Here is a 14,429-nt window from a genome sequence, read left to right on the forward strand (position 1 = left end):
AACCCTAAGGAGTCCTGAGATGGATGGAACAGTTCTGGTGGCCGATGATGATCGCACGATCCGCACGGTTCTGACACAGGCACTGACGCGCGCGGGGTGCCGCGTCCATGCGACGGGCTCGATCCAGACCCTGATGAAATGGGTGGAAGAGGGGCGCGGAGACGTCGTGATCTCGGATGTGGTGATGCCAGACGGCAATGGGCTTGAAGCCTTGCCGCGGATCCTGAAACTGCGACCGGACCTACCGGTGATTGTGATCTCGGCGCAGAACACCATCATGACCGCCATTCAGGCGGCCGAGGCCGATGCGTTTGACTATCTACCCAAGCCGTTTGACCTGCCCGAGCTGATGAAACGCACCGCGCGGGCGTTGGAACGCAAACGTGTCCGTCCTGCGGAACCCGTCAGCCCGCCCCCACAGACCGGGCGTGACGTGGATGATTTGCCCTTGGTGGGGCACAGCCCAGCCATGCAAGAGCTGTATCGCCTTGTCGCGCGGGTTCTGAATGTGGACCTGCCCGTGCTGATCACTGGGGAAAGCGGGGTCGGCAAGTCACTGATTGCGCGGGCTTTACACGACTTTTCGGATCGCGGGAGCGCGCCGTTTATCGTCGCCTCGCCTGATGATCTCAGCCATTCGGATGCTGTAAACACGTTGCTGTCGCGTGCGCGTGATGGGGTCATCCTGTTTGACGGCATTCAGGATTTGGACGACGTGGCACAAGGGCGTTTGGCGCGCGTTTTGGATGCGGTGACGGACAACAACACACGCGTTCTGTCGATCTCGCAAGGGGATCTGGGGCATGCCGCGGCCGACGGGCGCTTCCGCTCGGACCTGTATTATCGTCTGGCAGGGATCGTGATCCCCGTGCCGCCGCTGCGCGACCGGATCGAGGACATCGTTGGATTGGCCGAGCACTTCCTGAGCCGTGCGGCACAGGACGGACTGCCCAAACGCCATCTGCCGGAAGAAGCGGCCGCCATTCTGCGTGCCTATCCATGGCCCGGGAATGTGCGCGAGCTTGAGAACCTAATCAGCCGTCTGGCCGTGACCGGGGTTGATGACAATATCTCGGCCTCGGAAGTCGAGGTCGCTTTGGGTGCCGCGGGCGGACATGCGGTCAGCGCCCCCTCGGGATCTGGCGTGGTTCGGCAGGAAATGGCCGATGGGCGACTGGCCGATACGATCGCGCAACACCTGCAGCGATATTTCGATCTGCATGGCGGCGCGTTGCCCCCAACTGGCTTGTATCAACGCATTTTGCGGGAAATGGAGCTTCCTTTGATCGAAATCGCGTTGGACGCCACGGGTGGAAATCAGGCCAGATGTGCCGATCTTCTAGGCATCAACCGCAATACCTTGCGCAAAAAGATCACCGAGCTCGGAATCGAGGTGACACGCCGTCGCAAGTTGATGTAAAAGAGCAACATAGCGTGGCATTCGGGCACAAGATCCGAGTCACATTGGCGGCAACTGTCTGCAAGAGGCTGCGGACAGAGATTTTATGAGGGCGAGCACAGTGGCGCAGCGCGCGGTGCGGAAGTCGAATTACGAGCGTTACCTGTCGATGCGCCGTTGGCGCAAGTACAGCTCTTACGGCGCATTTGGAATGATCGTGTTCGGGCCGATTTTGGCCGTGACCACATTCCTTGTGCTGGGTCCGTTTGCGCAGGGCGCAGACAGCAATGCACTCCGCCTGATCATCCTTGCAGACATAATCTATGTTATTCTGGTCGCCGGGTTTGTTCTGGCCGGTGTCAGCCGCATGATCGTTGCGCGCCGCAAGGAAAGCGCGGGATCGCGCCTGCACTTGCGCCTGACAGGGGTATTCGCGGTGATCGCTCTTAGCCCGACCATTCTTGTGGCTATCTTTGCGATGCTGACCCTGAACATGGGGCTAGAGGGCTGGTTCTCGGAACGTGTGCGCACGGTTGTGGGCAACTCTCGCGCTGCGGCCGAGGCCTATCAGCAGGAAAGCCGCGATGGGCTGGTGCAGGACGCGCGTGCGATGGCGGCGTTTCTGGAGCTTCAGCGGCAAACACAGCTTCTTCTGACAGACGCCGAACTGGGCCAATTCTTGAAGCAAGCACAAGAGCGCATCCAGCGTGGCCTGCGCGAGGCCTATGTGATCTCGGGCGATGGCTCGATCCGGGTGCGCGGGACGCGATCCTATTTGTTTGACTATGAACAGCCCTCGTCCGAGCAGTTTGCCCAAGCGGAAGCGGGCGAGGTGGTCGTGATCGAAGACTGGGATATCAACGAGTTTCGCGTGTTGATCCGTCTGCAAGGCTTCACGGATCACTACATACTGCTGACCCGCGATGTAAATGGCGAGATTCTGGATCTGGTGGACGAAACGCAAGAGGCCGCGCGGGTCTACACCCAACTTGAATCGCAACGCGGACAAAGATTGTTCCAGTTTGGCCTTATTTATCTGGGCTTCGCCGCCATTCTGATTTTGGCTGCGATCTGGATGGGCATGTGGTTTGCCGAACGTCTGTCGCGTCCCGTGGGGCGTCTGGCCAGTGCAGCGCAGCGCGTCGGGGCTGGCGATCTGGATGTGCGCGTCATCGAGGAAGAGGGCGACGACGAGATCTCGATGCTGGGGCGGTATTTCAACCAGATGACCAGCCGTCTGAAAGGGCAGCGTGACCGTTTGCTGGAAAACACCGACCAGATCGAGCGTCGGCGGCGTCTGTTTGACAGTGTGCTCAGCTCGGTCACCGGGGGTGTGATTGGTCTGAATGCGGACGGGCAGGTGACTTTTCTGAACCGTGCAGCCGAACTTTTGCTGGATGTGCGGGACGAGAATGACCAAGAGCACGAGTTGTCTTTGGTCGTTCCAGAGTTTCAGCCGCTCTTGGACGCGGTTGCGCAGGGCCAGCCCAGTGCTCAGCAAGAGATGCGCCTGACTCGTAATGGCAAACAAGAAAACCTTCTGGTGCGGATCGCCACGCGATGGAATGACGAAGGCGGGCTTGAGGGCTACGTGATTGCATTTGATGACGTGACCGATCTGGTATCCGCTCAACGGATGGCGGCCTGGGGCGATGTGGCGCGGCGGATTGCGCATGAGATTAAGAACCCGCTCACCCCGATCCAGCTGTCGGCCGAGCGGATCAAGCGCAAATTCTCGAAGGTCGATGGCGTGGATGTGGATGCGTTGGAGCAATACACGGACGTGATCGTGCGCCAGACCAACGACCTGCGTCGGATCGTGGACGAGTTTTCGAAATTCGCGCGGATGCCCGAGCCTGAGCGGCGCGAAACGGATCTGACCAAACTGCTAAAGGACATCCTTTTGTTGCAGGAAACCGGTCAAGAGGGTGTGCGCTTTACATCGCGGATCGTGGACCACCCCGTCCTGATCGAGATTGACCAGACTATGATTGGTCAGGCGTTGACAAACTTGATCAAGAACGCCGGGGAAGCCATTGAAAGCTTGTATGAAGTTGATCGTCCAGAAGGACATGTGCCCGAAGTGCAGGTGACCATGGACGATGCGGATGGCGGGGTATGCATCACCGTCGCCGACAACGGGATCGGGCTGCCCGAAGATCGGGCGCGCCTTTTCGAACCCTATGTGACGACGCGCGAGAAAGGCACCGGTTTGGGCCTGCCGATCGTCAAGAAGATCATCGAAGAGCATGGCGGGCGTCTGACGTTGGAAGACGCGCCCGTCTTTGAGAGTGAACAAGAAAGAGGCGGCGCTCATTTTGGCGCCATGGCCCGCATCTTCCTGCCATTGGGCAGTTCGGATCGCGGTGCCAAAGCCGCAACTACAGGAGAACCGACATGAGCGATATTCTGATTGTTGATGACGAACGGGACATCCGCGAACTGATTTCAGATATCCTTGAAGATGAAGGCTTTACGACCCGATTGGCGGGCACCTCGGACGAGGCGGTCGCACAGGTCAAGGCCGAACTTCCGGCGCTGATGATCCTTGATATCTGGCTGAAGGACAGCGCGATGGACGGGATCGACATCCTGAAGATGGTCAAACGCGAACATCCCGAGGTCCCGGTAGTGATCATTTCGGGCCACGGGAACATTGAAATCGCGGTCGCGGCGATCAAGCAGGGCGCTTATGACTTTATCGAAAAGCCCTTCAACATCGACCAGTTGATGGTTGTGATCACAAGGGCGATGGAGACAAGCCGCCTGCGTCGTGAGAACACCGAACTCAAGCGCCGCGATAGCCTCCCGTCCGAGATGGTTGGACAAAGTTCGGCGTTCAAGGCTTTGAAATCAAATCTAGAAAAGGTCACGAAGTCCAATGGCCGCGTGATGCTGACCGGTCCCGCCGGGGTTGGCAAGGAACTGGCCGCGCGCTTTATTCATGCGAACTCTGACCGGGCGACCGCGCCTTTGGTTGTGGTGAATTCCGCCTCGATCGAGGCGGACCGCATGGAGGAGGTTCTGTTTGGTCGTGAAAGCGACGAACGCGGGATCGAGCCGGGTTTGCTCGAAGAGGCCCATGGTGGTGTGATCTATTTCGACGAGGTTGCAGACATGCCCGTCGGCACCCAGTCCAAGATCTTGCGGGTACTGGTAGATCAGCGGTTCCAGCGTGTCGGCGGGGCGGACAAGATCTCGGTCGATCTGCGGGTGGTGTCGTCCACCAGCCGTGATCTTCAGGCTGAGATCGCTGCTGGAAACTTCCGGGAAGAGCTGTATCACCGGCTGAACGTTGTGCCGATTGCCGTGCCGCCTTTGGACGAGCGGCGTGAGGATATTCCCGAACTGGCGGCGCATTTCATCTCGATGTTCAATGCCGAGCAAGGCCTGCCGCTGCGCGAGTTGGCCGAGGATGCGCAGGCCATGCTGCAGACGATGCAGTGGCCCGGAAACGTGCGCCAGCTGAAGAATGTGGTCGAACGGGCGTTGATCTTGGGCGATGGAACTGACCCGATCACGGCATCCGAGCTTCCGGGGCAGGAAGCGGCTGCCGAAGAGGCCGCGGATCAGGCTGTTGTGGTCTCGGGCGCGTTGGCGATGATGCCCTTGCGGGAAGCGCGCGAGGCGTTCGAACGGGAATACCTGCTAACGCAGATCAACCGCTTCGGGGGCAACATCTCGCGCACTGCGAATTTCGTTGGTATGGAACGGTCTGCGCTGCACCGCAAACTGAAGTCTCTGGGCGTTGTGACCGGATCGAAAGCCGGCGCGCGGATGGCCTATGTCGCTGGAGAAGAGGAAGAAGCCGCAGAGGCGTGATCAAGCTGTAACCGCTTGGGCGCATGCACATTCCCTCGCGGCCGGGACCATTGACCCTGCCGCGCCCATCTGCCATCCCTTCGTCAGGACGATGCATGTCACATGCGGTCGAAGCGGCACCTGACACGATGCAGGAACGCGTTCTAAGGAGAGCCGGATGAAGGTTATCATTTGCGGTGCAGGGCAGGTGGGGTGGCAGATCGCCCGCCACCTTTCGGGCGAAAAGAACGACGTGACCGTTGTGGACAACAACCCCGAGCTGGTGGCGCGCGCGACCGATACGCTGGACGTGCAGGGGATTGCGGGTCACGCCTCGCACCCAGACGTGCTGGACCGCGCCAATGCGCGCGACGCGGATATGATCATCGCGGCGACCTATTCGGACGAGGTGAACATGGTCACCTGTCAGGTGGCGCATTCGGTCTTTTCCATCCCGCGCAAAATTGCGCGCATCCGGTCGCAAAGCTATTTGGACGCCATTTATGCCGACCTCTATCGTCGCGATCACCTGCCGATCGACGTGGTCATCAGCCCCGAACGTGAAGTGGCCGAGGCGGTTCTGAAGCGTATTCAGGCGCCCTCGGCCTTTGATATTGAAAGCTTCATGGGCGGCAAGGTGCAGCTGTTGGGGATTCAGTTGGGCGTCGACTGCCCGGTTCTGAACACGCCTTTGCGCCAGTTGACGGACTTGTTTTCCACCCTCAGCGCCATCGTGGTCGGTGTGCGTCGCGACAAAGGGCTGTTTGCACCTGAACCCGGCGACCAGCTGTTTGCAGGCGACCAGATCTATGTGTTCACAAAAACAGAGGATGTGAATCGCACGCTAGAGGTCTTCGGCAAGTCGACCAAACGACAGGAGCGTGTGGTGATCCTTGGTGGCGGCAATGTGGGGCTTGCCGTTGCGCGCGAGCTTGAGACCCGCACCGACCGCATCCGCGCCAAAGTGATAGAACTGAACCGCGATGTGGCCGAACGTGCGGCAGATACGCTGGAACGCACGGTGGTTTTGCATGGCGACGGGATGAATCGCGAGTTGATGAAAGAGGCGGGCGTTCCGCGTGCGGATGCCATTCTGGCGGTGACGGATGACGACAAGGTCAACCTTCTGTCCTCGGTCCGCGCCAAGGCCGAAGGCTGTGCGATGTCCATCGCTCTGGTCAATGACCCGACGCTTGTGGGGCTGATGGAGCCTCTGAACATCGACGCTTATATCAACCCGCGAACACAGACGGTTAGCTCGATCCTGCGGCACATCCGACACGGGAAAGTGCGCGAGGTCTATTCGCTGGGCGATGCGGAAGCCGAGGTGATCGAGGCGCAGGTGCTGTCGACCTCACCCATCGCAGGCAAGGCGATCCGTGATGTGGACTTTCCCGAGGGCGTCCTTGTGGGCGCCTTGATGAAGGGCGAGACTGTGGTCAAGCCCGCGGGCTCGGTCCGGATCGACGAGGGCGATGTGGTGACGTTGTTCTGCATGGCAGATGACGTGCCCGAAGTAGAGCGTCTGCTGCAGGTCTCGATCGACTTCTTCTAAGGCGCGCTCATGCTGACCCAGATCACCAAATTGCCGCTGCTTGTGATCCTGATGGGGATCAGTGTTCTGGCGATGTTGCTGCCCGCCGGTTTCGCGTGGACGGTCGAGGAGTACTATCAGGGGCGGGTGTTTCTGTATGGCGCGTTGCTTTTTGGGTTCCTGACCTTCTTTCTTGGGATTGCGATGGCGGATCGGCCAAGATCCACAAGGCACCGTCGACATTTGATGGCGCTTTTAGGGCTGTTTGTGCTGCTGCCGATCATGCTGGCCGTGCCGTTTCACCAAGCGCTGCGGACGACCACGTTTTTGAATGCCTATGTGGAAATGGTGTCGGCCCTGACGACCACCGGATTGACTTTGTTTCCGGATCCCGACCGCTTGCCGCAATCGTTGCATCTGTGGCGGGCCATGGTGGGCTGGATGGGCGGCTTTTTTATCTGGGTCAGCGCCATTGCTATTCTGGCCCCGATGGCCCTTGGCGGGTTCGAGGTCCGCACGCGGTTTGGCGCGCGTGGCTCGGCGCTGGATACGCGTTTGGGGGCAGGACACAGCCAGATTACCCGCGTGGCGGATTTCTCGGACCGGATCAGAACCTATGGGGTGCGCTTGCTGCCGATTTATTCAGGTTTGACGGCAGCGTTGTGGATCGGTTTGGTGATTGCCGGGGAAACACCCTTTGTAGGGCTGTGCCATGCGATGTCTACACTCGCGACCAGCGGGATTTCTCCGGTCGGCGGGCTGTCCGGGGGCGTGTCTGGCTTTGGTGGCGAGGTCATGATCGCCGTGTTCCTGATCTTTGCCATTTCGCGGCAGACCTTTGCGAGCGATATGCAACACAGCGAAATCCCGTCGCTGTGGCGTGATCCGGAAATTCGATTGGCCTTCGTGATCATCGTATCACTGACCTTGTTTTTGTTCCTGCGGCATTGGATCGGGGCGTATGAAGTAGACGAAGAACTGACGCTAAGCGCCGGCCTGACCGCGATTTGGGGATCGCTGTTCACCGTGCTGTCATTCCTTACTACGTCTGGGTTTGAAAGCCAGGCGTGGGAGGCCAGCACGAACTGGTCAGGGCTAGAAACGCCGGGGCTTTTGCTAATGGGGCTGGCGCTGATTGGGGGCGGGGTGGCCACCACCGCGGGCGGGGCCAAGCTGATGCGCGTTTATGCGCTGTACCTGCACGGGCTGCGCGAGATGCAAAAGCTGGTCCATCCCAGCTCGGTCGGCGGATCCGGAACCGAGGCACGCCACCTGCGTGGACGCGGTGCCTATATGGCCTGGGTGTTCTTCATGCTGATGGCGCTGTCCGTTGCTCTGATCATGGCCCTGTTTGCCTTGACCGGTCAGGACTTTGAAAGCGCGACAATCCTGACCATCGCGACGCTAACCACCACGGGGCCAGTGGTCGACATTGCTGGCGCCGAACCCTTGTCCATTGTTGATCTCAGCGATGCTGCGAAGTATGTTTTGGCTTCGGCGATGATCTTGGGGCGGTTAGAAACGCTTGCCATCATCGCGCTGCTTAGCCCCGAGATCTGGCGCCGATAGCGGGGGCGCTCCCAACCAGATCACCAGTGTCTGTTGTTTACATGCCATACCCGAATTGAACCGACGTAAATTGGGGGTGGAAACCGCCAAAAGAGCAAGCCATAGTGACAATCAGGTGAAATTCCTGCCGTTTTCCGGCAGCACGAAACAAAAAAGGCAATAAAAATGGCTGCCGATAAGCAAAACTTGCAGGACGCATTCCTGAATCATGTGCGTAAATCCAAAGTTCCCGTGACGATCTTTCTGATCAACGGCGTAAAACTTCAGGGTGTGATTTCCTGGTTCGACAACTTCTGCGTCCTTCTGCGTCGCGATGGCCAGTCGCAGCTGGTGTATAAGCACGCGATCTCGACCATTATGCCGGGCCAACCGATCAATCTTTATGACGGCGAAGAAAGCTGACAGACCTCATTGAACGCGAGGAGAAGGCCACCCGCGCTTGGGTCCTTCACCCGGAACTGACTTCAGACCCCAACCGCCGGACCGCTGGTCCCGCGTTGGAAGAAGCCGTGTCTTTGGCGGCGGCGCTCCCTCATCTTGAAGTTGAGGGCGCCGAGATCGTGCGTCTGCGCGATCCGCATCCCGGCAAACTGTTTTCCAAAGGCAAGCTTGATGACCTTAGCCAGCGCTTGAAAGCGGCCGAGGTTGATCTGGTATTAATCGACGGGCCGGTCAGCCCGGTGCAACAGCGCAACTTGGAAAAGGAATGGAAGGTCAAGATCCTCGACCGGACGGGCCTGATCCTTGAAATCTTCTCGGACCGCGCGCGCACCCGTGAAGGTGTGTTGCAGGTCGAAATGGCCGCTTTGTCCTATCAACGCACCCGCCTTGTTCGTGCGTGGACCCACCTTGAACGCCAGCGGGGCGGGCTTGGCTTTGTGGGCGGTCCCGGTGAAACCCAGATCGAGGCTGACCGTCGCGCCATTGACGACCAACTGACCCGTCTGCGCAAGCAGCTGGAAAAGGTCGTGAAAACTCGCGAGCTGCACCGCGCCGCCCGCGCCAAGGTGCCGTTCCCGATTGTCGCGCTGGTGGGCTATACCAACGCGGGCAAATCGACGCTGTTCAACCGGATGACCGGGGCAAAGGTGTTGGCGAAAGACATGCTGTTTGCGACGCTGGACCCGACCATGCGCCAGATCGAGCTGCCCGCCTTGGGCAAGACGCCGGGGCAGGGTGGCGGGCGCAAGGTGATCCTGTCTGACACGGTGGGCTTCATCTCGGACCTGCCGACGCAACTGGTTGCCGCCTTCCGCGCCACGCTGGAAGAAGTGCTGGCCGCCGATCTGATCCTACATGTACGTGACATCAGCCACGAAGGAACGGATGAGCAGGCACAGGATGTTGCCACCATCATGGCCGAGCTGGGCGTGAATGAAGACACACCGCAGCTTGAGGTCTGGAACAAGCTGGATCTGCTGGACGAGGAAGAGGCCGACGCGCGCCGTCGCGAGGCAGCACGTCACGACGACATCTTGACCCTATCAGCAATTACCGGCGAAGGGTTCGACGATCTGATCGCCGCCATCGACCGTGCTTTGGACGAGCCGCGCAAGACTGTCACGTTGGACCTTGCCTTCTCGGACGGACGCAAGCGCGCGTGGCTGTTTGAAAAAGGCATCGTCGAAGGCGACGAACCCGGCGAGACCGGCTGGAAGATCACCGTGACCTGGACAGATCGGCAGGCTGCGGAATACGCAGCACTTTAGTCCCCCTGAAATGTTCGAAGGCCACCCGAATGGGTGACCTTCTGGCCGTGAGTGGCCAATCATCGTCCAGTTGTGGGGACGCGCTAGATGGCGTTTCGGACGACAATCTGCAGGGGCGCAATGTGATGCTGCACTCGATGTTCCGTGTCCCTAACTACGACTGTGAGGGCCATAGAATAAGGGGAAAAGAACGCCTGTGTTTCCCCCCGGAGATAACGGTCGAGAGGAGTTAGGGACGTGGAACCAGACGCGTGACCCCAACCGCCGCGGCACGCGCCAGATCGGGATCCAGCGACATGGGGGTGAACTCGCCCCTCCGCCATAGCTCGCCCAGATCGTCATAGTGACGCGACAAGGGGTGGCCGGATTGCCCGGTCGAGGTCACGAAGAGTGAACTATCGGGGTCCGAGAAGTCATAAACGCCGCGATAGGCCGCCCCGTGAACGTTCTGAAACGGGTTCTGGCCCGTGCCCGCAGTCAGCCCGCGCAAAAGCGTGTTGTCCCCACCCGAGGTCGACTGGCGGATGTTTACGAACCACTTCAGGAAGGGCACATCGCCCAGAACGGCGTGTTTGTGGACCGCTTGGTGATAGTCGCCCCAGCGTAGGCTTTCCTGCTTGCCGCCTGCGTTTTCGGACAACCACAACAGCGCGTCGTCCAGCGCCACGCGGGCAATGTCAGTGCAGGTCTCGGTTGCGGCGGATTGGATTACATCGCACCAGACCGACGCGTCATCGATGTCGCGATAGACGCGCTCCATAAAGACAGGGTCGACATGGGTGAAGGCCGCAGCCAAGGGGCCAAGCTCGTCCCGGATCAGCCGGTTCTGAAGCGCGCGCATCCATGTGGAATAGATCAGCGGCTCGGGCATGTGCTCGCTCATCTCACCATTCCAGTCGGCGAGCAGCCCAAGCGCATCTTGGCGTGCGCGTTCCGGTGTTCCAGCGGGGGCGGCTTCGCCCGTGAACCACAGATCAGCGGCAACCAAGGGCAACAGCGTCCGCGCTGTGACCGACACACTGTCCAGCTGGGCCTCGATGAAACTGTCGCGCGTGTGTACCTCGCGCGCTTGCATCAGGCGTTGCCAGCGTTGAATGCGCTGGCTGTCGCCCCAGTTGAAGCTCATATGCGCCGGGAAAGGCCGGTCGATGATCTTGTTGTTGGTGTTGCCAAGGATCCCGCCCGACGGCTGTACAAATTCCGGATTGGCGCTGTAGCTGAACGGGACGCCCCACTGGTTATCCTTGATCCATCCCGGGCTGGGAATGCGGCCCTGCGTCTGGTGGCGTGGGCTGCGACCCGGCATTTCGCCGATCACCTTCATGGCGACCGTACCTGTATCCGCCATGGTCAGGGTTAGGCTGGGCGCGACGTAATCCGCGGCGGCGGCAATCCCATCCATCACGGTCTTGGCGCGCATCAAGCCGATCCCGGCGCTCATCGAGCGATCTTTTTCGGTCAGAAGGGTCCAGGACAGGGACATCGCGTGTCCCACGGGTGTGATTAGCCCAAGATCATACATCTCGGACGGCAGGATCGGGCCATTGTCGGTCCACTGGAGGGTTACCGTGACCGGCGCTTCATCCTTGACCCGTACGATGGTTCCGCGCGTTTTGATCGGGGCGTAACCGTCGGGGGTCAGAACCTCGTCCGGGTTGTCTGGGTTCAGCTTCTCAAGATGTAAATCCTGATCGTCCAGATAGGAAGACGTGATGCCATAGCCAAACCCGTCCGTCCGGCCGGCCATGATCAGGGGCAGGCCGGGGATCGACCCGCCAATCACGCCGCCCGTGCTGAGTTCCAACCGTGCCAGATACCAGATCGACGGGGCCGAGAAGCCAAGATGCGGATCATTGGCCAAAAGCGTGCCACCCGCTGCCGAACGGGTTGGGGCAGCGGCCCATCCGTTGGATGCCCCCGCAAAGCCGCGTTTGGGGCTGGGCCAGAGGTCCGGGCGGTCTTGCGTGTCGAGGACCGCAAAGCGCGGGACGCCCTCGCCAAACAGGGCTGCGTAATCGGGCAGTGCCGCGACGCCGGTCCCCGGCATGTCCGGCAGAATGTCCCGCACGCGGTCCTCGGGCAGGGCAAGCGAGACGCGGGCGCGCAGGACTTCCTCTTCCAACTGGCCAGCCAGTTGCACGCCCATCAGCTTCAGGATCGCCAGACTGTCGACGGGCTGCCACGGCGAGATTTCGTTTGAGAATAGGAAGAACTCTGGCGCACCACGGCCCAAAGCCTCGGAGTTCACCCGCGCCAGATAGGCATTCACACCCGACGCATAGGCCGACAGCGCCGCCTTGGTATCTTCGTCCTGATACTGAAGCGATCCACGCGCCAGCGTATACAGATCCAGCCGCCGCATCAGCTCGTCGGTTTTTAGGGTGCGCGGGCCGAACATCTCGGACAGGCGGCCTTGCACGGTGCGACGCATCATCATCATCTGCCACAGGCGGTCCTGTGCGTGCACATACCCAAGGCCGAAGAAGACATCGCTGTCATTCTCACCCAGAATATGCGGGATGTTGGCGTTGTTGCGGATGATCTCGACCGGGGCGGTGATGCCGGGCGTTTCGCGGGTCACGTCATAGTCGGGCAGGGACTGCGATGCCAAATAGTAAACCAGCCCCATAATCGCGACGGCCAATCCTACCAATGCGGCGGTGCCGCGGATCATCCACAGTATGATTTTGCCCATATGCAAACCTAATTTCTGGACCATGCGTCAGAAACGCAGGTTGAACTTGCCCTCGTGAGCGGTAACTACTGTGAACTGAATGGGAATTCAACGAAAGGGTCTTGGTATGGCAAAATGTGCGTTTTTAGGCTTGGGCGTAATGGGCTATCCGATGGCGGGTCACCTTGTTGCGCAGGGTCACGAGGTCACGGTGTACAACCGGACAACCGCCAAGGCCGAGGCCTGGGCGAAGGAACATGGTGGCAAATGGGCCTCGACCCCGCGCGAGGCGGCGATGGGAGCCGATTTTGTCATGGCCTGCGTGGGCAATGATGACGACTTGCGCTCGGTCGTGTTGGGGGATCAAGGTGCGCTGGCTGGCATGACAGACGGGGCAATCTTCGTAGATCACACCACAGTGTCCGCGGCTGTGACGCGCGAACTTTATGCGGAAGCCAAAGCCGCTGGCGTGTTCTTCGTGGATGCGCCCGTGTCGGGTGGTCAGGCTGGGGCCGAAAACGGTGTCCTGTCGATCATGTGTGGCGGAGATCAGGCTGCCTATGACGCGGCCGAGCCGATCATGCAGGCCTATGGCCGCACGGTGAAACGTCTGGGCGAAAGTGGCGCGGGGCAATTGACCAAGATGGTGAACCAGATCTGTATTGCCGGGCTGGTGCAGGGCCTGTCGGAAGGGCTGCACTTTGCTGAGAAAGCCGGTTTGGACATCCGCGAAGTCGTCGACGTGATCCAAGGTGGTGCTGCGGGCAGCTGGCAGATGGTGAACCGGCACGAAACCATGGCGGACGACCATTTTGACCACGGGTTTGCGGTGGACTGGATGCGCAAGGATCTGGGGATCTGTCTGAACACAGCAAACGAGAACGGCGCCAGCCTGCCGGTCACGGCGCTGGTTGATCAGTTCTATAAGGATGTTCAAAAGCTGGGTGGCGGTCGCTGGGACACGTCGAGCCTGATCAAACGGCTGCGCGCCCTCGATTAAACGTAACCTCACAAAACGAAAAAGGGCGGCTCTAAGGCCGCCCTAAGCATTTCTGGATATGGATCGTATCAGGGGATGATCCGGGTGTATTTCGCGCCTTCGATCGACGCACCTGCGATCAGACCAGCCTGCCCGAACACCACGGCCACAACCGGAGAGGACGAGGTGATCGTGTCTGCCGTCAGGCGGTCACCTTCGTTCTGGAAGGCGTATTTGATGTCAGCCGAGGCCACCCAGCCTGCATCCGCACGGAAGTCCTGAAGCGCTTCATCGGTCATGAAGAACAGGACATGGGCGAATTGCTGCGCGCCAATCTGAAGACCCGCACTGGCTTGGGTCAATGAATAGTAATCCACCGTCACGCCATTGATGCGGAGAGCACCACGGCCATAGGCACCACCAAGGCCAAAGCCGGCCTCGGTCACCAGTGGCATCACCAGTTGTCCGGAGGATTTCTCGGCCAACTGACGTGCATCGGGATAGCGGTTATAGAGATAGGTCAGGGTGCTATCGGCGCGTGCGTCGATCCGCGCACCACCGTTGGAGCCAACGCTGTTGTCACAGGCGGCCAGCGCCATGCCTGCGCCGACCATACCGGCCAGAAGTCCACGTCGCGTAAATTTCGAAATTTGCATGTTCTTGCCCTTATGCCTCATGCTGGGCCGCCATACCGCCAAGGCATGTGATCGACCGGGTTGCTCGAACGCGGATCTGTGTCCGCTTTGGCACAAAATATAGCGGAT

At 59.9% G+C, this 14,429-nt stretch carries 10 protein-coding genes; 8 read left to right on the forward strand and 2 right to left on the reverse strand.

What is annotated here, in order from left to right; genetic code table 11:
- Nucleotides 1-19: 19 nt before the first annotated feature.
- The 7 genes from EOL43_RS10565 (at nucleotide 20) to hflX (ending at nucleotide 10,012) form a co-directional block, all read left to right on the forward strand.
- The gene (locus tag EOL43_RS10565) at nucleotides 20-1,420 is read left to right on the forward strand and encodes a response regulator (protein ID WP_133488320.1); all 1,401 of its coding nucleotides are present in this window, start codon (nucleotides 20-22) and stop codon (nucleotides 1,418-1,420) included.
- A gap of 85 nt (nucleotides 1,421-1,505) precedes the next feature.
- A complete protein-coding gene (locus EOL43_RS10570) occupies nucleotides 1,506-3,800 on the forward strand; it encodes a sensor histidine kinase NtrY-like (protein WP_133488322.1) in 2,295 nt (764 codons plus the stop codon).
- On the forward strand, nucleotides 3,797-5,221 hold the full coding sequence (gene ntrX / locus EOL43_RS10575; RefSeq protein ID WP_133488324.1) for a nitrogen assimilation response regulator NtrX: 1,425 nt from the start codon (nucleotides 3,797-3,799) through the stop codon (nucleotides 5,219-5,221). The genes EOL43_RS10570 and ntrX overlap by 4 nt, the downstream gene beginning before the upstream one ends.
- Before the next feature lie 157 nt (nucleotides 5,222-5,378).
- Nucleotides 5,379-6,755 (forward strand): Trk system potassium transporter TrkA, encoded by a 1,377-nt coding sequence (trkA, locus tag EOL43_RS10580; RefSeq protein WP_133488326.1) that lies wholly within the window; start codon nucleotides 5,379-5,381, stop codon nucleotides 6,753-6,755.
- Nucleotides 6,756-6,764: 9 nt separating this feature from the next.
- Entirely contained in the window at nucleotides 6,765-8,303 is a 1,539-nt protein-coding gene (locus EOL43_RS10585) for a TrkH family potassium uptake protein (protein WP_133488328.1), read from the forward strand.
- A gap of 165 nt (nucleotides 8,304-8,468) precedes the next feature.
- Complete coding sequence (gene hfq / locus EOL43_RS10590; RefSeq protein ID WP_133488330.1) at nucleotides 8,469-8,705, forward strand: RNA chaperone Hfq; 237 nt, start codon at nucleotides 8,469-8,471, stop codon at nucleotides 8,703-8,705.
- Nucleotides 8,706-8,713: 8 nt separating this feature from the next.
- Complete coding sequence (gene hflX / locus EOL43_RS10595) at nucleotides 8,714-10,012, forward strand: GTPase HflX (RefSeq protein WP_133488332.1); 1,299 nt, start codon at nucleotides 8,714-8,716, stop codon at nucleotides 10,010-10,012.
- Between the two features lie 229 nt (nucleotides 10,013-10,241).
- Here the strand turns inward: hflX and EOL43_RS10600 are convergent, their stop codons facing one another.
- Nucleotides 10,242-12,707 carry a penicillin acylase family protein gene (locus EOL43_RS10600; protein ID WP_133488850.1) on the reverse strand — a complete coding sequence of 822 codons (2,466 nt, stop codon included), beginning with the start codon at nucleotides 12,705-12,707 and terminating at the stop codon, nucleotides 10,242-10,244.
- Nucleotides 12,708-12,813: 106 nt separating this feature from the next.
- Here EOL43_RS10600 and EOL43_RS10605 point away from each other — a divergent pair, with 106 nt between their 5' ends.
- Entirely contained in the window at nucleotides 12,814-13,686 is an 873-nt protein-coding gene (locus tag EOL43_RS10605) for an NAD(P)-dependent oxidoreductase (RefSeq protein WP_133488334.1), read from the forward strand.
- Between the two features lie 68 nt (nucleotides 13,687-13,754).
- On the opposite strand, the gene EOL43_RS10610 is transcribed toward EOL43_RS10605, so the two are convergent.
- Nucleotides 13,755-14,321: a lipid-binding SYLF domain-containing protein gene (locus tag EOL43_RS10610; protein ID WP_133488335.1), complete on the reverse strand. Its 567-nt coding sequence runs from the start codon at nucleotides 14,319-14,321 to the stop codon at nucleotides 13,755-13,757.
- Nucleotides 14,322-14,429 lie beyond the last annotated feature (108 nt).

Origin of the sequence: Aliiroseovarius marinus, assembly GCF_004360145.1 — a bacterium.
GTDB classification, from domain to species: Bacteria; Pseudomonadota; Alphaproteobacteria; order Rhodobacterales; family Rhodobacteraceae; genus Aliiroseovarius; species Aliiroseovarius marinus.